The following is a 19575-nucleotide window of genomic DNA, read 5'->3' on the forward strand; positions in this document are numbered from 1 at the left end:
ATTTCCTCCTCAGTTTCCGTCATACACGAGAAAATGCAGCCGGTCATAGAACAGGCTGTAGGCATAGTCGAACGTGCCCACGCTGCGAAAACCCTTGTGCAGATACACTTGCAGCGCTTCGCTCTTTTCCCACACCGTCAGGGTGATGCGCGCGCAGCCCTTGCGGCTCGCCAGGTCGCGGATTTCATGGAACATCTGCCTGAATAACCCCTGGCCCCGGTATTTCTCGTCGATGGCCAGGCTGCTGACGAAACAGTCGTCGGCACGCGCATGCGCGAGCACGAATTCATCATAGGCATCGTCGAGCGCCTTCATGTCGTCACGGTAATAGGAGACGGCGCCGCAGGCCTGGAACTCGTCCATCGTCGCGGCCGTGAAAAAGCCGATGAAACGCTCGTCCTCGTCATGCAGGCCGTGGATGTGCGCCAGATACGGGTCGATGTTTTGCCGCCGCTGCAATTCGACGAATTGCAGATTCAATTTATTACCGAACGAGCAGTATTCGAGGTAGCTGGTGGCAAACAGCAGCTTCGCCATGCGGTTCTTCGTCTCGTCGTCCAGCAGTTCGCCCGGCACCAGCGTGAGCGGCGCATGCGACAGCAGGTCCGCCTGCGCCTCGTCACCTGGCGGGGCCACATCGCTGACGGCCGGCATGCGGCTGCCGTGGCGGCCCACGGTCGGGCGCCAGAAAGCACCGGCGGCAATATGCTGCGAACGGTGGGCCAGCAGGTAGCGGCAAAAGACGGTATTCACGCGGTCGAGCTGCGGGTCGTCCGACAGCACCGAGTAATAGTGAAAATGGTCGATGTCGGCCCGCAGCTGGGCCGCATATGCCATACGCGGCACTTCCTCGATATCGAACACATCGACGATGTCGGGCAGGATCAAAGGATCGTCAAGCTGCCAGCCGATCTCGTCGAGCCGCGCCACGCAACGCGCATACGCGCGCCGTTCCTCGTCGCTCAAGGGAATGTGCAGGTCGGTAATGATATCGTCCAGCAGGCGCATGCCGCGGATGCCGCCCACCACCGCTTCCCGCGCGCCGTCATACAGCACGCAATAGCGCTGGTAGAACTCGGCATGGCTGAGCACGGTCACGCCCAGGTTTTTCTTCCATTCCGCATAGAACTGGCCAAACAGCCGCGCCTCGAATTGCGGGCAGGAACGGGGAACCTGCGCGTCGATGCCCGCATAGGCAAGGTTCACATTGCGCTGGATCACGCGCAGCGCGGCATCGTTCTTCTTGGCGATCAGCATGCCCGTTTCATCGAGAAACAGATTCATCCAGCTGACATGCCGGCGCTCTTCGCCGTCACCATCCTTGCGCTGGAAATAATCGGGCACTTCCGGCTTCATCAGGAAAATCGTCGCCGGATTATGCGGGATCGTATCGACATCCATATACATGCCGCCGTATTCGCACATGATGAGGATGCGGAAATAATCGGACAAGGTGGCGAAGTAGCGCTGCGTATGCAGGGTATCGAGGATGTCGAAGCGGGCCGGCGCGAAATCGAGCGCCAGCGCGCGCAGCGAGTTGATGTGCAGGGTCGTGCCGCCGATGGCGTAGCGGCCTATCGTGTAGCGCCCGGCGCCGCCCGTGGGGCTGAAGCGCTCGTCATTGCGCAGCTGCCGCGCATCCCATACCCACAGGATGGAGACGTACGGCGCGCCGCCGTTGCGCCGCACCTCTTCCAGCGCCGCGCCCCACTGCCCGATCGCTTCGGCCGCGATGGCCGGCAACGGTCCGCCCATCCAGATGCGGTGCAAGTAGCGCTCGTCGTCGCCGAGCGCGCGCGTGGGGATGCAGCTGAGCGAGGAGCAGCTTGCCGCGTTGAAATGATTGAAGTTCAGGGCGACGAAGCTGCGCAGGGCGGCGATGCCCGTTTGGTGCTCCACGGCCAGTTGCTCCAGGTCGCTGCCGGCCGGCCGGACATCGGCCAGGGTGATGTAATCGAGTTTCAGCCGGTTGATGCGGAACTCGTATTCGAGGTTGAAAATCTTTGCTTGATCGTGTTTCGAGGCCAGGTCATCTATTTTCATGGGCGCACCATTTTTCGCAGGAGAGTGTCAAGAAACTTCGCAGGAGGTAAAGCAATGTCGAGAACAGGCGCATCGTTGCGCCATCAGTGCCGGGCCAGCCGCACCCCGCTTTCCCGCCGGCCCGCCATGCCCCGCGTAAACAGCAGCAGGCAGGCCGTGATGGCCACGATGACGGGAATATTGAGCAGCGCATACGTTTCCAGCGCATAGCCGAAGCGCTGGCACAGCACGTTGTACAGCTGCAGCCAGGCGGACAGATAAATGCAGTACAGCAAGCTCATGGCGGCCGTCGTCAAGGTCATCGCCTCCTTGCTGGCCGTGACCGCGATGCGGATCAGCGCGCCGTTGAACAGGCCGAAACCGATGGAATAGACAAACATGCAGGCGGCAAACACGTCGACGTGGTGGCGGCCCGCGCCGGCGCCCAGCATGCCGGCGGCCGCGATCAGCCCGCCCAGGCGCAGCAGGAAGACGAGAGGGAAATCCTGGCGCAGGCGCTGGATGGTGATGCTGCTGAGGACAAAGCCCGACAAGATCACGCATTGCAGGGCGATATACGTGGCGTAGGACGCGCCCATTTCCTGCAGCACGAAGATGGGCGAAAAGCCGATCCAGGCCGTCAGGGGCACGGTGGCCAGCCCGGCCGTGAACATGCCGAACATGAAGCGGCCGTTGCTGAAAATGGCGGCATAGCTGCGCACGATGGCGGCCAGGTCCGGGCGCGTGGTCTTGAGGGCCGTGCGCGGCATGGTCTTGAACAGGCCCAGCAAGGACAGCAGCGCCAGCAGTCCCGAGAGGAAAAAAACGTAGCGCCAGTCCAGCCGGCTGATGATGGCGCTGCCGAGGATGGGGCCGGCCAGGGGCGCGAGAATGGTGGTGCTCGACAAAATGCTGCTCAGCTTGACGGCCGCCATGTCGTCGAACAGTTCATGGATCATGGCATAGCCGATGAAGATGAAGCAGCAGCCCATGCCCTGGATGAAACGCACGGCAAGAAATTGCTCGATCGAGGCGGTCAATGGCACGGCCAAGGTGGCCAGCAGGAACAAGATATTGCCAGTCAACACCAGCTTGCGCTTGCCGATGGTGTCGGCCAAGGGCCCGAGGAAAATCTGCAGCGAGCTACCGCCCAGCAGATACAGGCTCAGGGACAGGGGGACGAATTTTTTTTCCGCCTGGAACTCCTCGACGATGCCCAGCATCGCCGGCATGATCATGTCGTTCGACAGATAGATGTTGAGCTCAAAGACAAGGAAAAACGCAAAAAACCACAGCAACTGCTTCGACTTGATGGACATGGCGCGTTCCGTAACGTGGGTGGCTGCCGTCAGTGCGCATCAGCCGTCGGGGCATGGGACGGCGGACACGGTTTCACACTGAAAACATGTACCAATTGTATACCAGTTAGCATTTATAGCGCCTGTTTTTGTGATTTTTAAATACCGCAGCAATACCACTTTAGTGAAATCCATGCTATTGCGGGATTGGGAATCTGCTCTGAAAAGGGCGCGGCCAGCGTGCCGGCGCGCTGGCCGCGGCTCTGCGGGGAAAGGGAGAACGATGCGTACCAGTACCAGCGCACCGTTGCGGCGCGCGGCACGCTCGCTTATCGGCGGCGGTGGCTGGCGAAGAAATCGAGCAGCATCTTGCTGGCGTCGGGCTTGGCCTTGTCGTTGAACGGCAGGCTGGCGTCGCCACCGCTCCATGCATGCTCGAGGTGCTCGACCTGCGCCACGCGCAGCAGCACATCCTTGCCCACCTGATAATCGTGCAACGCATACGCATGGGCCGGATTGCGCCCGCCCGCCGCGCCGCCAGGCAGGCGCTGAGCCGTCACCACGGTATCGAGCGGCAAGCGGTTGACGCGCACGCTCTGGCGCACCAGCTGCGTCTGGTTAATGGGCCGCACCACCTTGTCGGCCAGCCCTTGCAGCAGGATGGTGGGCAGGCGGGGAAACGCGGGCTGGCGCGCCAGCACTTCATCGATGGCCGCGTCGGCGCGGGCGGCAGCGCCGTGCTGCATCACGCCCAGCGCGCCGATCAGATTATGCCCGGCGCCAAATACGGGGCCGGAATGCAGGCCCAGCGCCGCGAACAAATGAGGATGGTTCAGGGCCACGATATGCGCCATGCCGGCGCCGGCGGAAATGCCGCAGATATAGATGCGCGCGCGGTCGATCGCATAGCGGGCCGCCACCTGCTCGATGGCGCCGACGATCAGGCGTACGTCGCCGCCGCCCTCCTGCGTCAGCTTGTCATACCATTTCCAGCAGCGGCGCGCATGCGAGCGCAACGATTGCTGCGGATACAGCACGGCGTAGCCCTTGCGCTCGGCCAGGCGGTTCATGCGCGTGCCGTCGGCAAACTGCGTGGCGCTCTGTTCGCAGCCATGCAGCATCACCAGCAGCGGCCGGCCCCGGCTGCGCATGGCGACGCTCGGCGCCTTCTCGGGCAGATACAGGAAATACGGCAGGCGCCGGCCCGGCAACTGGCCCAGTTCCGGCAGCGGCGCATAATGGGCGGCCAGCCACTTGCCCGGCGGGGGCGCCGTTCGCTTGCGCACGCGCGGTGGCGACAGGGGCGTGGCAAAGGGCGCCAGCGAGGGTACGGCGTCGCTGGCGGGCCTGGCGCGCGGTTTCGCCTTGGCCTTGACCACGGTCTTGAGCACGGGCTTGCTGCGGGGTTTGGCCTTGGGCTTGGCTGGCACGGGGCCGAACAGCACCTTGGCCAGCCTGGTCGCCGTGCGCTGCTGCGCCTTACCGGCGCGCAATAACCCGCGCAGCCATTTGGTGGCGGGCTTTACCATGGCACGCGGCGTGCGTGCCGTTGTGGAGCGTACCGCAAGTTCATCCCACTGCATCGTTGCGTCATCAGCATGTGCGGCCTCCTCCTTGGAACGCATAGAGTACCGCAATTGGCTGACAGCACCGTACGTTTGCACACCGATAAAAGTGCCGCTGGCACCATTGAGGCAGATCAAACGCCACATAGTGCGTATGCTTAATCTGGATGTTCGATCAGCACTTCACACGAGGAGAGAACACCATGAGCTATCTGGACCGCGACATCCTGGGCATGTATCGTAACCACGACGGCCCGGGGCCGGCCCTGATGGGGGCCGATACCCTGATCGGGGACGATGTCTACAATCACGAAGACGAGGAGCTGGGCGACATCAAGGAAATCATGCTCGACATGCGCACCGGCCAGATCGCCTATGCCGTGCTGTCCTTCGGCGGCGTCCTGGGCATGGGCGACAAGCTGTTCGCCGTGCCCTGGGAACGCCTGACCCTGGACACCGTCAACAAGCGCTTTCTGCTGAACGTCGACAAAGACTTGCTGAAAAACGCTCCCGGCTTCGACAAGGACAACTGGCCCGACATGGGCAGCGAAGCCTGGAACCAGCAGATGGAAGCATTCTATGGCAGCGGCACGCGCTACGGCAGCATGGCAGGCCATATGCCATCCGGCAGCGACCTGCGCAGCGGCGCCAGCCTGCAATCGGGCAGCGAAGGCAGCCTGACCGGCAGCTCCATGAGCGGCAGCCGCGCCGGCACCAGCAGCCAGAGCGGCTCGCGCTCATCACTCAGCGATGACGATCTCAATAAAGATAGGACGTAGATCGGGTAGGTCAGATAGGTCAGATAGGTCAGATAGGTCAGATAGGTCAGATAGGTCGGGTAGGTCGGATTAGCGGCGCAGCCGCGTAATCCGACACCACCAGCAAAACCCGTTAACACCCATCGAAACCCATCCAAACCCATCGACACCCGTCAAAACCGTCAACACCACCCCATCGCCCGGACCAACGATGTTGTCGGATTACGCGCGCCCTTCGGACGCGCTAATCCGACCTACCGCTCAACAAGCGCACTTGAGCCGGGTAGGTCGGGTAGGTCGGGTAGGTCGGGTAGGTCGGGTAGGTCGGATTAGCGGCGCAGCCGCGTAATCCGACACCACCAGCGACACTATTAACACCACTAAACCGCCAAACCGTTAACCCGGCTGGCACCGCTAACACCACCGTCGCGCAAACGATATTGTCGGATTACGCGCGCCCTGCGGGCGCGCTAATCCGACCTACCGCTGCATCGACTCCCATACCTTCTGCAGGCGTTTGGCAGAAACCGGCATCGGCGTGCGCAATTCCTGCGCAAACAGCGACACGCGCAGCTCTTCCAGCATCCAGCGGAAGTCGACGAGTTTCGGGTCCGTGTTCTTGCCGGCCTGGCGGTCCTTGGTCTGGCGCAAGTACGGCGCGGCGGCCGATTGCCATTCAGCCATCAACTTGGTGTCGCGCGCGGGGTCGGCGCGCAGTTTTTCCAGGCGTACGTTGATCGCCTTCAGATAGCGGGGGAAATGCGCCAGTTGCGTGTACTCGTTTTCCGTCAGGAAGCGTTTATGCACGAGGCCTTGCAGCTGCGACTGGATATCGGTGGCGGCCGCTGCAGGAATATTCTGCAGGCGCTTGGGCAAGCCGTGGAATTCCGTCAGCACTTGCGACAGCAAACGGGCGATTTCATTGACCAGCAAGACCAGGCGCGACTTGCCCTCCGCCTGGCGCTTGGCGAACGAGGCGGCGTCCAGCGGCAGCGGCTCTTGCAGGCAGGCGATGTCGAGCGCCTTGTTGATGATTTGCTCGCGCAGTTCTTCCTGCGAACCGAGGGCCATGAATTGCATGCCCATCTGCTGCAAACCGGGGATGCTTTTCTCGACGTATTTGATCTGCTCCTTCATTTGCAGCGCGAACAGGCGGCGCAAACCGATCTTGTGCGTGCGGGCGGCCACGGTCGGGTCGTCAAATACTTCCAGATCGCAATGCGTGCCCTTGTCAACCAGGGCGGGGAAGCCGATCAGGGTCAGCTTGCCCTGCACGATTTCCAGCAACTCCGGCAATTCGCCGAAGGTCCAGCCCGTCAAGCCCATGTGCTGCGAAACGGTGGCATTGCCGGACGCTGGCGCGGCGGCAGCTGCGCCCTTGGCCGGCGCGCCGCCCTTGCCTGCCGCCGCATTGGCGGCGGCGCCCTGCGCTTGCGCCTGCAGCCGCGACGCCACTTGCGCGCCCGCCACCTTGGCACCGGGCGTGCCCGTGCCGGAGACGCCCGACACTTCGGCCAGCTTCTGGAAACTCTGGCGCGCCTGGCCGCCGAATTCCGCCTGCAGGGTGGCCAGGTTGCGGCCCATGTCAAGCTGTCGGCCATGCTCGTCGATCACCTTGAAATTCATGAAGTGATGGGCAGGCAGGGTTTCCGGCTTGAAGTCCGTCGTCAGCACGTTGATCGTGATCTGCGTGCGTATGTCCGCGATGATGGCGTCGATCAGGTCACCGCGGCCAAACACGCCCGCCTCGTGCACGCGCTCGCAGAATTTGGCGGCATAGTCGGGCAGCGGCACGCAGTGGCGGCGCAGCTTTTGCGGCAGGGATTTCAACAGCAGATGCACCTTTTCCTTCAGCATGCCCGGCACCAGCCATTCGCAGCGCTCGCGCGGCAACTGGTTCAAGGCATACAGCGGCACGCTCAAGGTCACGCCATCGCGCACGCTGCCCGGCTCGAAGTGGTACGTGAGGCCCATTTCCAGACCCGTCACGGACATGGTTTTCGGGAACAGGTCCGTCGTCACGCCGGCCGCCTCGTGGCGCATCAGCTCTTCGCGGTTCAAATACAGCAGCTTCGGATTGTCGCGCGTGGCTTCCTTGTGCCATTTTTCGAAGCCGGCGCCATTGCACACGTCCGCCGGCAGCAGCTGGTCGTAGAAGGCGGCGATCAGTTCATCGTCGACCAGCACGTCCAGGCGGCGCGACTTGTGCTCGAGGTTTTCAATGTCCTTGATCAGCTTGTGGTTGTGCGCAAAGAACGGCGCGCGCGTGTCGAAGTCGCCGCCGACCAAGGCGTCGCGAATGAAGATTTCGCGCGCTTCCGGCAAGTTGAAATTGCCGTAATTGATGCGGCGCTGGCTGTACACCACCAGGCCGTACAGGGTCGCGCGTTCGGACGCCGTCACCTGCGCCGAGCGTTTTTCCCAGCGCGGCTCGCCCCACGATTTCTTCAGCAGATGCTCGCCGACTTTTTCCAGCCACTCGGGCTGGATCTGCGCCACGCAGCGCGCATACAGGCGCGTCGTGTCGACCAGTTCGGCCGCCATGATCCACTTGCCCGGCTTTTTCAGCAGCGAGGAACCGGGCCAGATATGGAACTTGATGCCGCGCGCGCCGAGATACCCGGCGCCCGGCTCGTCCTCGCCCTTGAAGCCGATATTGCCGAGCAAACCGGTCAGCAAGGCCATGTGCAGGTTGTCGTAGGTGGCCGGCGCTTCGTTCAATCGCCAGCCCTGCTCCTTGACGATGGTCAGCAGTTGCGAATGCACGTCGCGCCATTCGCGCAAGCGCATCTGCGACAGGAAATTCGTGCGGCAATTGTCCTGCAGCTGGCGGTTGGTTTTCTTGTGCTCGATGGCCGATTCAAACCAGCGCCAGATTTTCAGGTAGCTCAAGAATTCCGACTTTTCATCGGCAAACTTCTTGTGCGCCTCGTCGGCCGCCTGCTGGTGCTCCATCGGGCGGTCGCGCGGGTCTTGCACGGACAGGGCGGAAGCGACGATCAGCACTTCCGTCAGGCAGGCGTTATCGAGCGCGGCGAGTATCATGCGGCCCACGCGCGGATCGAGCGGCAGCTTGGCCAGCTTGTTGCCCAGCGGCGTGAGTTTATTCACCTCATCGACGGCGCCGAGTTCCTGCAGCAGCTGGTAACCGTCGGCGATCGCGCGCGCCAGCGGCGGCTCGATGAAGGGGAAGGTTTCCACGTCCGTCAGGTGCAAGGACTTCATGCGCAGGATGACGGCGGCCAGCGAGGAGCGCAGGATTTCCGGCTCCGTGAATTTCGGGCGCAACAAATAATCCTGCTCTTCGTACAAGCGGATGCAGACGCCGTCGGCCACGCGGCCGCAACGCCCGGCGCGCTGATTGGCGGCCGACTGGGCGATCGGCTCGACCTGCAGCTGCTCGACCTTGTTGCGGTAACTGTAACGTTTCACACGCGCCAGGCCCGCATCGACCACGTAGCGGATGCCGGGCACGGTCAGCGACGTTTCCGCCACGTTGGTGGCCAGCACGATGCGGCGCGCATTGCTGGTTTTAAACACGCGCTCCTGCTCCTCGGCCGACAGGCGGGCGAACAGCGGTAAAATTTCCACGTGCGGCGGATGGTGCTTGCGCAGCGCTTCGGCGCAGTCGCGGATTTCGCGCTCGCCCGGCAGGAACACCAGCACGTCGCCCGAGCCGATCCGGCACAGCTCTTCCACGCCATCGACGACGGCATCCATCAGGTCGCGCTTTTCGCGCGCGGCGGCCGTCCTCTGTCCCGGCTTGTCAGCATTGGCGGCACCCGGCATGGCCACCTGTTCGCGTTCCACGGGACGGTAGCGCACTTCCACCTGGTACAGACGGCCCGACACTTCGATCACGGGTGCCGGTTTTTCCGGCGTGCCGAAATGGCGCGCGAAGCGCTCGGCATCGATGGTGGCCGAGGTGATGATGATCTTCAGGTCGGGCCGGCGCGGCAGCAGCTGCTTTAAATAACCAAGCAGGAAGTCGATGTTCAGGCTGCGTTCGTGCGCTTCATCGATGATGATGGTGTCGTAATTTTTCAACAACGGGTCGGTCTGCGTCTCGGCCAGCAAGATACCGTCCGTCATCAGCTTGACGGACGCGCCACGGCTCAGGGTATCGGTAAAGCGCACCTTGAAACCCACGGTTTCGCCCAGCGGCGTGCCCAGCTCCTGGGCGATGCGCTTGGCCGTCGACGAGGCGGCGATACGGCGTGGCTGCGTGTGGCCTATCATGCCCTTCTGTCCGCGTCCCAGTTCCAGGCAAATCTTCGGCAATTGGGTCGTCTTGCCGGACCCCGTCTCGCCCGAGACGATGATGACCTGGTTTTCCATCAAGGCCTTGGCGATTTCCGCGCGCCGGCCCGAGACGGGCAAGTCTTCCGGATACGTAATCGGCGGCAGCGGATTGCGGAAAGCCTTTTCCGCTTCGCGCGCGGCGCGGGCGGCATCGCGGCTTTCGCGCTCTTCGCGGCTAGCCTGCTCATTGCGCGGCGGCTGCCCCTCACGCGGCGGGCGCGGCGCACGCTGCTGCTGTTGCTGTTTCTGTTGTTCCGCGCGCGGCGGCTGCTGCCTTTGCTGGCTCACGGGCGGGCGCTGGCGGCGCTGCGCAGGCGCGGCGGCAGGCGCGGCAACATCCCCGCCGGCGGGCACATTTGCAACGTTGGAAGGAGGGGAAGACTTATTGCTGGCTGAAGACATTGTTTTTTACAGGTATTTTAAGCGCGCACATCGCGCAGCGAATTATAATGCGCTTAATGGAAAACCCTACCCAATTCGTCCAATGGCTGCGCTCCGTCGCGCCCTACATCCACGCCTTTCGCGGCAAGACCTTCGTGGTCGCCTTCCCCGGTGAACTCGTCAGCGCCGGGGCGCTGCAGGTGCTGGCCCATGATTTGTCCCTGCTGCATGCGCTGGACATCAATGTCACCGTCGTCTACGGCTCGCGGCCGCAGGTGGCGGAACAACTGGCCTTGCGTAACGTCGAAGGCCGCTTCCACAATGGCGTGCGCATCACGGACATCGCCGCGCTGGAATGCGCGAAGGAAGCCGCCGGCGAGCTGCGCCTCGATATCGAGGCCGCGTTCAGCCAGGGCTTGCCGAACACGCCCATGTCGCATGCGGCCATCCGTATCATTTCAGGCAACTTCATCACGGCACGCCCGCTGGGCGTGATCGATGGCGTGGACCTGGAACTGACGGGCATCACGCGCAAGGTCGACGCCGAAACCATCCACTCCATCCTCGGTTCGGATGGCCTGGTGCTGCTCTCGCCGCTGGGCTTCTCGCCCACCGGTGAAGCGTTCAACCTCACCATGGAAGACGTGGCTTGCAGCGCCGCCATCGCCCTGCACGCGGATAAACTGATTTTCATTACCGAAACGCCAATGATGGAAGACGCGACGGGCGTGGAAATCCGCGAACTGTCGTCGCACCAGGCCGAAGCCGTGCTGATGGCCGGCTTCTTGCCCGACGCCACGGCGTTTTATTTGAAACATTGCGTCAAGGCCTGCCACAACGGCGTCGAGCGCTCGCACATCGTGCCGTTCTCGATGGATGGCTCGGCCCTGCTGGAATTGTTTACCCATGATGGCGTGGGCACCATGATCAGCCATGAAAACCTGGAAAGCCTGCGCCAGGCCACCATCGAAGACGTGGGCGGCATCATCAAACTGATCGAACCGCTGGAAGCGGACGGCACCTTGGTGAAGCGGGGCCGCGAGCTGATCGAGCGCGAAATCGATTATTTCTCCGTCATCGAGCATGATGGCGTGATCTTCGGCTGCGCCGCCCTGTATCCGTTCCCCGCGCAAAAGATGGCGGAAATGGCATGCTTGACGGTCAACCCGGAAGTGCAAGCCCAGGGCGACGGCGAACGCATCCTGAAACACATGGAAAACCGCGCGCGTGCCGCCGGCCTGAACAAATTGTTCGTGCTGACCACGCGCACCTCGCACTGGTTCAAGAAGCGCGGTTTCGTGCCCGCCACCGTCGACGATTTGCCGAAGGACCGCCAGCATATGTATAACTGGCAGCGTAAATCGCAAGTGTTGATCAAGACACTGTAAAACTGAAAAAGCCCGGCATGCCGGGCTTTTTTACATTGGGATCGTTATTTGATATTCAATGGCGCAAACGATTTCACCAGGTCGTCGAGCGCCTTCAATTGCGCCAGGAACGGCTCCAGCTGGTCCAGCGGCAAGGCGCTGGGGCCGTCGCAGCGGGCGTTGTCGGGATCAGGATGAGCTTCCAGGAACAGGCCGGCGATGCCGACGGCCAGGCCGGCGCGGGCCAGGTCCGCCACTTGCTGGCGGCGGCCGCCCGAAGCGGCGCCACCCGGGTCGCGCTGCTGCAGCGCGTGCGTGACGTCGAAGATGATGGGCAAGTCGTCGCAGGTCTTCTTCATGACGCCAAAGCCCAGCATGTCGACCACCAGGTTGTCGTAGCCGAGGCAGGTGCCGCGGTCGCACAAGATCAATTGATCGTTGCCCGCTTCCTTGAATTTCTCGACGATATTGGCCATCTGGCCAGGGCTCAAAAATTGCGGCTTCTTGATGTTGATGACTTTGCCTGTTTTCGCCAGGGCCACGACGAGGTCCGTCTGGCGCGCGAGGAAGGCCGGCAATTGCAGCACGTCGACCACTTCGGCCACCTGCTGCGCCTGCCATGGCTCATGCACGTCGGTAATCACGGGCACGCCGAACGCCGCCTTGACGTCCTGGAAGATGCGCATGCCTTCTTCCAGGCCCGGGCCGCGGTAGGAATGGATCGATGAACGGTTGGCCTTGTCGAAGCTGGCCTTGAACACATAAGGAATGCCCAGTTTTTGCGTCACGCGCACATATTCTTCGCAGGCGCGCATGGCAAGATCGCGCGATTCGAGCACGTTGATGCCGCCAAACAGCGCGAAGCTGCCGGTATTGCTGACGTCGATGCCATGGACTTTCACTGAGGTCATAGGGATTCCATATTGGTTAATTGTTACTACTTGCTTGGAAGAGGCGCAGCCAGCGGCTGGCGCGATAAGGCATCTTACTAGCTGGGGCGGCGCAGATCAAATTTGATCCAGCGCAAGGGCGCGGCAAACGGCGTGTCGCCAGGCCGCGACGGCCCCGCGAGGGCAGGCGCAAAGTGCCTTATAATCACGCTTTATCTCTACACTGATTCAGGAGCACAGATGGCCCGCACGATCCACTGCATCAAACTCAACAAGGAAGCCGAAGGACTGGATTTCCCGCCGTACCCGGGCGAACTGGGCAAGAAGATTTACGAATCCGTGTCGAAAGAAGCATGGGCTGCCTGGCTCAAGCACCAGACCATGCTGGTCAATGAAAACCGGCTGAACCTGGCCGACGCGCGCGCCCGCAAATACCTGGCCACGCAAATGGAAAAGCATTTCTTCGGCGATGGCGCCGATGCCGCCATGGGTTACGTGCCGCCAACCGAGTAAGTTTTATCGCTTGCCCGTGACCACGTCACGGGCAGTTTCACGCCCGCCTCCGCCGTTTCACGGCACCGCCGCCCCGTTTCATCGCACACCGCTCGCCGCTCATGCCGCCCGCTGGCACAGTACGTCCATCGACAACCTCTTTCCAAGGCGGACACCATGTTGCAGCAAATCTTCAGCCACACCCCCCTCTACGTCTGGGCCATCCTGGGCTTTCTCGTCTACCGGGGCGTGCTGGCCAGCCGCGCGCGCGAAGTGACTTTGCGCAAGCTGTGCATCATTCCCCTGGTGATGCTGGCGCTGTCGCTGAGCGGCGTGCATGGCAGTTTCGGCTACGATGGCGTGGCGCCGTTCGCCTGGACAATCGGCGCCCTGGCCGGTGCGGCGCTGGCGTGGACGCTGACCGATGCGCGCACGATCGTCGCCATTCCCGAACGGATCAGCGTGCAGCGTCCCGGCAGCTGGGTGCCATTGATCCTGATGATGAGTATCTTCTGCATGAAATATGCGGTGGCCGTGACCCTGGCCATCGCACCGGCCTATGCCCACGCGACCGGCTTCATCGTGCCTGTCTGCCTCGCCTATGGCTGCTTCAGCGGCCTCTTCCTCGGCGGCTTGCTGCGCACCGTGGCCGTGTACCGCCAGGCACCTATGACAAGCGGCCCGCAAGGGGCCGCCGTGTAAGACAAGTGTAGATGCCGGCAAACGCCGGCTATCACCTTAGTATGCCAAGGTACGCACGCCTTCCGGCATGCCCAGCAGGCACACATTCGCGCCGCGCACGGCGAACAGGCCGACGGCGATGACGCCGACGATCTGGTTGATCTGCTGTTCCAGCGCCACCGGGTCGGCGATCTGCAAGCCCAGCACGTCGATGATCTCGCCGCCGTTGTCGGTGATGAATGCTTCCGTGCTGCCAGGCTTCAGGCGCAAGCGGGGCGTGCCGCCCAGCGCGGCCAGCTGGCGCGAGACGGCGGCGCGCGCCATCGGCACCACTTCCACCGGCAGCGGGAAGGCGCCCAGGGTTTCCACCAGCTTGGAGCCGTCGGCGATGCAGACGAACTGTTTCGCGACGGACGCGACGATCTTTTCACGCGTCAATGCCGCGCCGCCGCCCTTGATCATGGCGCCGTTGGCCGTGATTTCATCGGCGCCGTCGATGTAGACGGCGATCGACTCGACGTCGTTCAGGTCGAAGACGGGAATGCCATGACCGGCCAGGCGCGCGGCCGTGGCTTCGGACGACGCGACCGTCCCCTTGATACGGTCCTTGATCTTGGCCAGTTCATCGATGAAAAAGTTGGCGGTGGAACCGGTGCCGACACCGATGATTTCACCGTCCACCACATAGTTAATGGCGGCGCGGGCTACGGCTTGCTTCAATTCGTCTTGGGTCATGGCAAAAAAAGGCTAAAGTGAGGAATGCCGCTATTTTAACGGATTGCCAGCCCGGCCAGCCGGCCATGATGACGGGCCATGCGATGGAATACAACAGGGAAGCGGGAAATCTTTGCCTCAGGGCAATTCCCAGCCAATTACTCTCTATGCCCCCTAAAATATGCGAAAATGGCACGATTGCCCGATATGACGTTCCAGGAATAGCACATGAATCACAGTAAACAGGTACTTGTTGTCGATGACAGCCGGGTTTCACGTTTGATGTCGCATCAGTTCATCCTCAGCAAACATGCCGACTGGCAAGTGATTGAGGCGGCGACGGGTGAAGAAGCCCTGGAAAAAGTCAAGACCGTCAGCCCTGTGCTGATATTACTGGATGTCAACATGCCCGGCATGGGCGGCGTGGCGGCGGCGGAACAATTGCGCGCGCTGTGCCCGCAAACGCACATCGTTCTCGTCACGGCCAACGTGCAAAACGCCATCCGCAACCGCGCCAGCGAACTCGGTGTCGGCTTCATGGAAAAACCGATCACTGAAACGCGCATCCACCAGCTGATCGAGTCACTGGGACTGTGAGCATGGTCAATCTCTCCGAACTGGAAAACGATGCCCTCGTGGAGATATTCAATATCGGGGTGGGCCATGCGGCCGCCGCGATGAGCGAAATCGTCAATGAAGAAGTCACCATGTCGGTGCCGTCGATCACCTTCCTGAACCGTGCCGACGCGGCTGCCTTGCTGGGCAGCAAGAAGGATGGCGAACGCATCTGCGGCGTCAGCCAGCATTACGATGGCGCCTTCGCCACCGAAGCCATCTTGATGTTCCCCGAAGACAAGAGCCTGGAAATCGTGCGCCTGATGGTGGGCGACGCCATGCCGCTGCAGGAACTGACGGAAATGGAACAGGAGGCGATGAGCGAAATCGGCAACATCATCCTCAATTCCTGCGTGGGAACTTTGGCCAACCTGTTTGACAGTGAACTGCATGGCTCGCTGCCCCTGTACCACGTGGGCACCAGCGCGGAAATCCTGTCCTCGTTCGGCGGCGACGATGACGACGCCGTCGTGCTGATGCTGCATATCGACTTCGTGCTGTCCAAGCACCAGATCCACGGTTATGTGGCATTCGTGCTCGACCTGTCCGCCTTGCACGACCTGAAGCAGCAGGTCAGCCGCTATCTGGCCAAGGTCCTGGGACAGGCGTGACGATCATGCCTGAGGCCTTGCACCGACTCGCCCTGCTCGAGAGCATACTCGGCGCCGTCAACCTGGGCGCCATCGTGCTCGACGAACAGCACCGCATCGTGCTGTGGAACCACTGGATGGCGCGCCACTCGGCGTGCCAGGCCGAGGCCGTGCTGGGCCAGGATTTCTTTGCCGTCTATCCGGAATTGCGCCACAAGCGCATAGCCTCGGCCATCACCCAGGCCCTGCGCGACAATTTCCAGTCGCTGCTGTCGCAAACCCTGCACAAGGCGCCGTTCCCCCTGTACACGCATGGCGCGGCCGAAGGTCGGGAGCGCATGCAGCAGGCGATTGCCGTCACGCCGATCAATTTGCCCGGTTCGCCGCGCCACTGCCTGATCCAGATCAATGATGTCACCATCGCCGTGGGCCGCGAAAAGCTGCTGCGCGAACAAACCATGGTCTTGCGTTCGCAAACCTTTGCCGACGGCTTGACGGGCATCGCCAACCGCCGCCACTTCGACGTGGCGATCGAAAAGGAAATGCGGCGCGCCATGCGCACGGGCAGCCCCCTGTCGCTGCTGATGATCGACATCGACCATTTCAAGGATTACAACGACCATTACGGTCACCAGCAAGGTGATGACTGCCTGATAAGAGTGGCGGCCGAACTGGCCGCCATGCTGCAGCGCCCCACAGACTTGCTGGCGCGCTATGGCGGCGAGGAATTTGCCGCCATCCTGCCCGACACGGACGCGGCGCAGGCGCTGCGCATGGCCGAGGCGATCCGCGAACGGGCGGCCGGGCTGCGCATTCCGCATGCGAAGACGGGCAATGAGGTCAAGCACATTACGGTCAGCATCGGCATCGCCACCCAGCACCCGCAGCAGCAGCCGACCATCCCCGCCCTGATCGGCGCCGCCGACCGCGCCCTGTACCTGGCCAAGGGTGCCGGGCGCAACCGCGTGATGGTGCAGCCGCTGTAAAAAAAGCAACGCCGGACAAAGGATTCCAGTAGACATCTTTACGGCGTGTGCGTAGACTCGTCAGTGATTGCAGCAACAACAACAAGAATTTATCTGTGGTATCTATCCCTGCGCATGGATCACCATGCGGGACACAGCCAGGAGCGCTTGTGAATCTCGATCCTCCCCTCAAATCCGGCTTGCCGGGTGCTGGCATGGATACGACCATGGTGAACGGCATGCGCCTGCTGCTGTCGAGCGCCACCTTGCTGACCCTGTTCATCGATCCCGAAAGCGCCGGCAAGCTGAGCAAGATTACCTGGCTGATCTTTTCCGCCTACACCATGCACAGCCTGCTGCTCTACGTGCTGGCCGTGCTGGGCCTCAGCCTGCCCCAGGACATCTTGCTGTACTGGCTCGACGTGGCCTGGTATGCGCTGATCGTGTTTTCCACCAGCAGCCACAACACTTTATTCTTCCTGTTTTTTTTCTTTGCCATCCTGACGTCGTCGTTCCAGCGCGGCTTCGAGGAAGGCGCGCGCGTCACCCTCGCTTCGGCCGGCCTGTTCGCCGCCACGGCCCTGTTCGGCGAAACGGATGCGGAACTGTCGCGCCTGCTGCTGCGCACCACCTTCCTGCTGGCGCTCGGCTACATGATCGCTTACTGGGGCGGTTCGGCCATCACGCAGCGCAGCCACCTGGCGCTGCTGCGCGATGTCAGCCAGCTGTCCAATCCGCGCTTCGGCGTCGACCAGACCATTACTTCGGTGCTGGAAAAAACCCGCAGTTATTTCAACGGCCGCAGCTGCCTGCTGATCATGCAGGACAAGGGCACGCGGGTCTGGTCGCTGCGCAGCGTGCTGCAAACGGCAACGGGCGTCGTGCACACCAGCTCGCTCCTCAGCGACGACGCGGCCAGTCCCCTGCTCGCTTTCCCGCACGATAAAATCGCGCTGTATAACCAGCCCGCCGGCCCCTGGCTGCCGTGGATAGGCGGCGCGCGCATGCTCGAGCCCGACAGCGGACGCTGGCTGCGGCATGACGACGCGGCGGGTGCCCGCCTGGCCGAACTGCTCGAAGCGCACGCCTTCATCAGCGCGCCGTTGCCTCTGCGCAATGGCAAAGGCCGCATCTTTATCGTCTCCGCCACCAGCATGAGCAAGACGGATGCCCTGTTCCTCAGCCATATCGGCGCGCAGGCGTTTCCCGTCATTGAAAACATCAACCTGCTCGATCGGCTGGCGTCGCAGGCGGCCTCGCGCGAGCGCGAAAAGATCGCGCGCGATCTGCATGACACGGCCGTGCAGCCGTATATCGGCTTGCGCCACGGCCTGGCCGCCTTGCGCAACGAAGCCACGCCGGGCAACCCGCTGCTGCCGGAACTGGAAAAACTGATCATCATGTCGGGCCAGGTGATCGCCGACCTGCGCAGCTACGCGCGCACGTTCAAGAACGGGCAAGTGCAAAGCGAGCCGGAACTGCTGGTCGCGCTGCGCCGCCAGGCCACGCAGATCCGCGAATTCTATGGCATCGACATCGCCCTGCAGATCGAAGGCGACCTGCACATCAACGACCGCCTGGCGGCCGAGGTGTTCCAGATCGTCAACGAGGGCATGAGCAATATCCGCAAGCATACGTCGGCGCGCCACGGCGCCGTCAAGCTGACCTGCGTGCAGGGCGCGCTGCACATCAGCATCGACAACGAATGCGCCGCCGCGCACGTCCCCGATTTCCTGCCCGACTCGCTGGCCGAGCGCGCCGCCGCCCTCGGCGGCACGGCCCGCGTCACGCATGGCATGCTGGGCAACACCTCCGTGCAGATCGAGATCCCCATATGAACGACGTACGCCACATGCCACCGGCCAGCCATGTCATCAGCGTCATGCTGGTGGACGATCACAAGACCATGCTGTGGGGCCTGGAGCGGCTGATCGGCGGCGAGCATTCGGGCATGCGCGTGGTCGCCACGGCGTCCGACGGCACCGAGGCGCTGGAGCAGGCGAAAGCGCTGCAACCGGATGTGATCGTGCTGGACCTGGACCTGGGCGGCATCAGCTCGCTGTCCATCCTGCCCGCGCTGGCGCAGAGCGGCGGCACGCGCGTGCTGGTGCTGACGGCCAGCCACGACCAGGCCGTCCTCGACCAGACGGTGCTCAAGGGCGCGCGCGGCATCGTCAGCAAGGATGCGCCGGCGGAGATGGTCTTGAAGGCCATCGAAAAGGTCTACCAGGGCGAGCTGTGGCTGGAACACGCGATGCTGGGACGCATGCTGACGCAGTTGACCCAGCCCGGCGGCGGCTCGGCGCAAGCGATCGCCATCGCCAGCCTGACCCTCAAGGAAAGAAAGATCATCGCCGCGCTGGTGCACGGCAGCGGCACGCCGGCCAAGCTGCTGGCGGACCAGCTGTTCATCTCCGAACACACCTTGCGCAATCACCTGACGTCGATCTACCGCAAGCTGGGCGTGTACAACCGCCTGGAACTGTACGCCTACGCCACCAAGCACCAGCTGGGCCAGTTGCCGCCCGGCGCCTGACACCGCAGTCGCCCGCGCGGCCACGGCCGCGCATTTCCTCCCCGCCTCCCCCTTCGCCAGCCACCGGCACGGCCGTTGCGTCTGCACGCCAGACTCGACCGTGACAATTGTCATGAAAAAAACAAGCAGTTCCTCCTTGCAATAAAAGGATGTTCTTCTGATGTAGATCAAGGTGCCAACTTCTATAGTGGATTTACCGGAGTGCAAATCACCGCACGGCCCACCACGACACGGAGCACAGCATGCGCCTTGACAAGTTTCTTCCGACCGCCCTGATCACCTATTTGCAGGGCAAGGAAAAGGCTGCGTTCTACCGCTATGCCCTGGTGGCGGCCCTCATGGCGGTGGTGTGCATCATCGGACTGCTGGCACTGGGCGAAAGCCCATGAGCGCGCCAGG

The 19575-nt window shown here is 62.5% G+C and carries 16 protein-coding genes; 10 read left to right on the plus strand and 6 right to left on the minus strand.

What is annotated here, in order from left to right; all coding sequences use genetic code 11:
* Positions 1 to 9: 9 nt before the first annotated feature.
* The 3 genes from IGS55_RS08920 to IGS55_RS08930 form a co-directional block, all read right to left on the minus strand.
* Positions 10 to 2043: a GNAT family N-acetyltransferase gene (locus IGS55_RS08920; protein ID WP_230519184.1), complete on the minus strand. Its 2034-nt coding sequence runs from the start codon at positions 2041 to 2043 to the stop codon at positions 10 to 12.
* 83 nt (positions 2044 to 2126) lie between these two features.
* Positions 2127 to 3341, minus strand: a complete 1215-nt coding sequence (locus tag IGS55_RS08925; protein WP_230519183.1) for an MFS transporter — start codon at positions 3339 to 3341, stop codon at positions 2127 to 2129.
* Between the two features lie 308 nt (positions 3342 to 3649).
* On the minus strand, positions 3650 to 4849 hold the full coding sequence (locus IGS55_RS08930) for an extracellular catalytic domain type 1 short-chain-length polyhydroxyalkanoate depolymerase (protein WP_230519182.1): 1200 nt from the start codon (positions 4847 to 4849) through the stop codon (positions 3650 to 3652).
* A gap of 239 nt (positions 4850 to 5088) precedes the next feature.
* On the opposite strand from IGS55_RS08930, the gene IGS55_RS08935 reads away from it, so the two are divergent.
* Positions 5089 to 5664 carry a PRC-barrel domain-containing protein gene (locus IGS55_RS08935; RefSeq protein ID WP_230519181.1) on the plus strand — a complete coding sequence of 192 codons (576 nt, stop codon included), beginning with the start codon at positions 5089 to 5091 and terminating at the stop codon, positions 5662 to 5664.
* A 459-nt stretch (positions 5665 to 6123) separates the two neighbouring features.
* On the opposite strand, the gene hrpA is transcribed toward IGS55_RS08935, so the two are convergent.
* Positions 6124 to 10347 (minus strand): ATP-dependent RNA helicase HrpA, encoded by a 4224-nt coding sequence (gene hrpA, locus IGS55_RS08940; protein ID WP_230519180.1) that lies wholly within the window; start codon positions 10345 to 10347, stop codon positions 6124 to 6126.
* Positions 10348 to 10403: 56 nt separating this feature from the next.
* Between hrpA and argA the strand changes: the two genes are divergently transcribed.
* Entirely contained in the window at positions 10404 to 11714 is a 1311-nt protein-coding gene (gene argA / locus IGS55_RS08945) for an amino-acid N-acetyltransferase (RefSeq protein ID WP_046685875.1), read from the plus strand.
* 44 nt (positions 11715 to 11758) lie between these two features.
* Here argA and kdsA read toward each other — a convergent pair whose 3' ends face one another.
* Positions 11759 to 12604, minus strand: a complete 846-nt coding sequence (gene kdsA / locus IGS55_RS08950; RefSeq protein ID WP_034750794.1) for a 3-deoxy-8-phosphooctulonate synthase — start codon at positions 12602 to 12604, stop codon at positions 11759 to 11761.
* Positions 12605 to 12823: 219 nt separating this feature from the next.
* Here kdsA and IGS55_RS08955 point away from each other — a divergent pair, with 219 nt between their 5' ends.
* Both IGS55_RS08955 and IGS55_RS08960 read left to right on the plus strand, forming a co-directional pair.
* Positions 12824 to 13096: an oxidative damage protection protein gene (locus IGS55_RS08955; protein ID WP_034750797.1), complete on the plus strand. Its 273-nt coding sequence runs from the start codon at positions 12824 to 12826 to the stop codon at positions 13094 to 13096.
* A 156-nt stretch (positions 13097 to 13252) separates the two neighbouring features.
* Positions 13253 to 13777, plus strand: a complete 525-nt coding sequence (locus IGS55_RS08960; protein WP_230519179.1) for a DUF6622 family protein — start codon at positions 13253 to 13255, stop codon at positions 13775 to 13777.
* Between the two features lie 36 nt (positions 13778 to 13813).
* Here IGS55_RS08960 and rpiA read toward each other — a convergent pair whose 3' ends face one another.
* Positions 13814 to 14491, minus strand: a complete 678-nt coding sequence (gene rpiA, locus IGS55_RS08965) for a ribose-5-phosphate isomerase RpiA (RefSeq protein ID WP_230519178.1) — start codon at positions 14489 to 14491, stop codon at positions 13814 to 13816.
* A gap of 207 nt (positions 14492 to 14698) precedes the next feature.
* Between rpiA and IGS55_RS08970 the strand changes: the two genes are divergently transcribed.
* The 6 genes from IGS55_RS08970 to IGS55_RS08995 all read left to right on the plus strand — a co-directional run bounded on the left by IGS55_RS08970 (position 14699) and on the right by IGS55_RS08995 (position 19565).
* Positions 14699 to 15067 carry a response regulator gene (locus tag IGS55_RS08970; RefSeq protein WP_092710869.1) on the plus strand — a complete coding sequence of 123 codons (369 nt, stop codon included), beginning with the start codon at positions 14699 to 14701 and terminating at the stop codon, positions 15065 to 15067.
* A 2-nt stretch (positions 15068 to 15069) separates the two neighbouring features.
* The gene (locus IGS55_RS08975; RefSeq protein ID WP_034750807.1) at positions 15070 to 15696 is read left to right on the plus strand and encodes a chemotaxis protein CheC; all 627 of its coding nucleotides are present in this window, start codon (positions 15070 to 15072) and stop codon (positions 15694 to 15696) included.
* A 5-nt stretch (positions 15697 to 15701) separates the two neighbouring features.
* Complete coding sequence (locus tag IGS55_RS08980; protein WP_230519177.1) at positions 15702 to 16661, plus strand: sensor domain-containing diguanylate cyclase; 960 nt, start codon at positions 15702 to 15704, stop codon at positions 16659 to 16661.
* A gap of 149 nt (positions 16662 to 16810) precedes the next feature.
* Entirely contained in the window at positions 16811 to 18478 is a 1668-nt protein-coding gene (locus IGS55_RS27960; protein ID WP_128142249.1) for a sensor histidine kinase, read from the plus strand.
* Complete coding sequence (locus IGS55_RS08990; RefSeq protein WP_223278976.1) at positions 18475 to 19176, plus strand: response regulator; 702 nt, start codon at positions 18475 to 18477, stop codon at positions 19174 to 19176. Before IGS55_RS27960 ends, IGS55_RS08990 begins: the two co-directional genes overlap by 4 nt.
* Positions 19177 to 19418: 242 nt before the next feature.
* Positions 19419 to 19565, plus strand: a complete 147-nt coding sequence (locus IGS55_RS08995) for a hypothetical protein (protein WP_157814672.1) — start codon at positions 19419 to 19421, stop codon at positions 19563 to 19565.
* Positions 19566 to 19575 lie beyond the last annotated feature (10 nt).

The sequence above is a fragment of the Janthinobacterium sp. EB271-G4-3-2 genome (genome assembly GCF_020858035.1).
GTDB classification, from domain to species: domain Bacteria; phylum Pseudomonadota; class Gammaproteobacteria; order Burkholderiales; family Burkholderiaceae_D; genus Janthinobacterium; species Janthinobacterium aestuarii.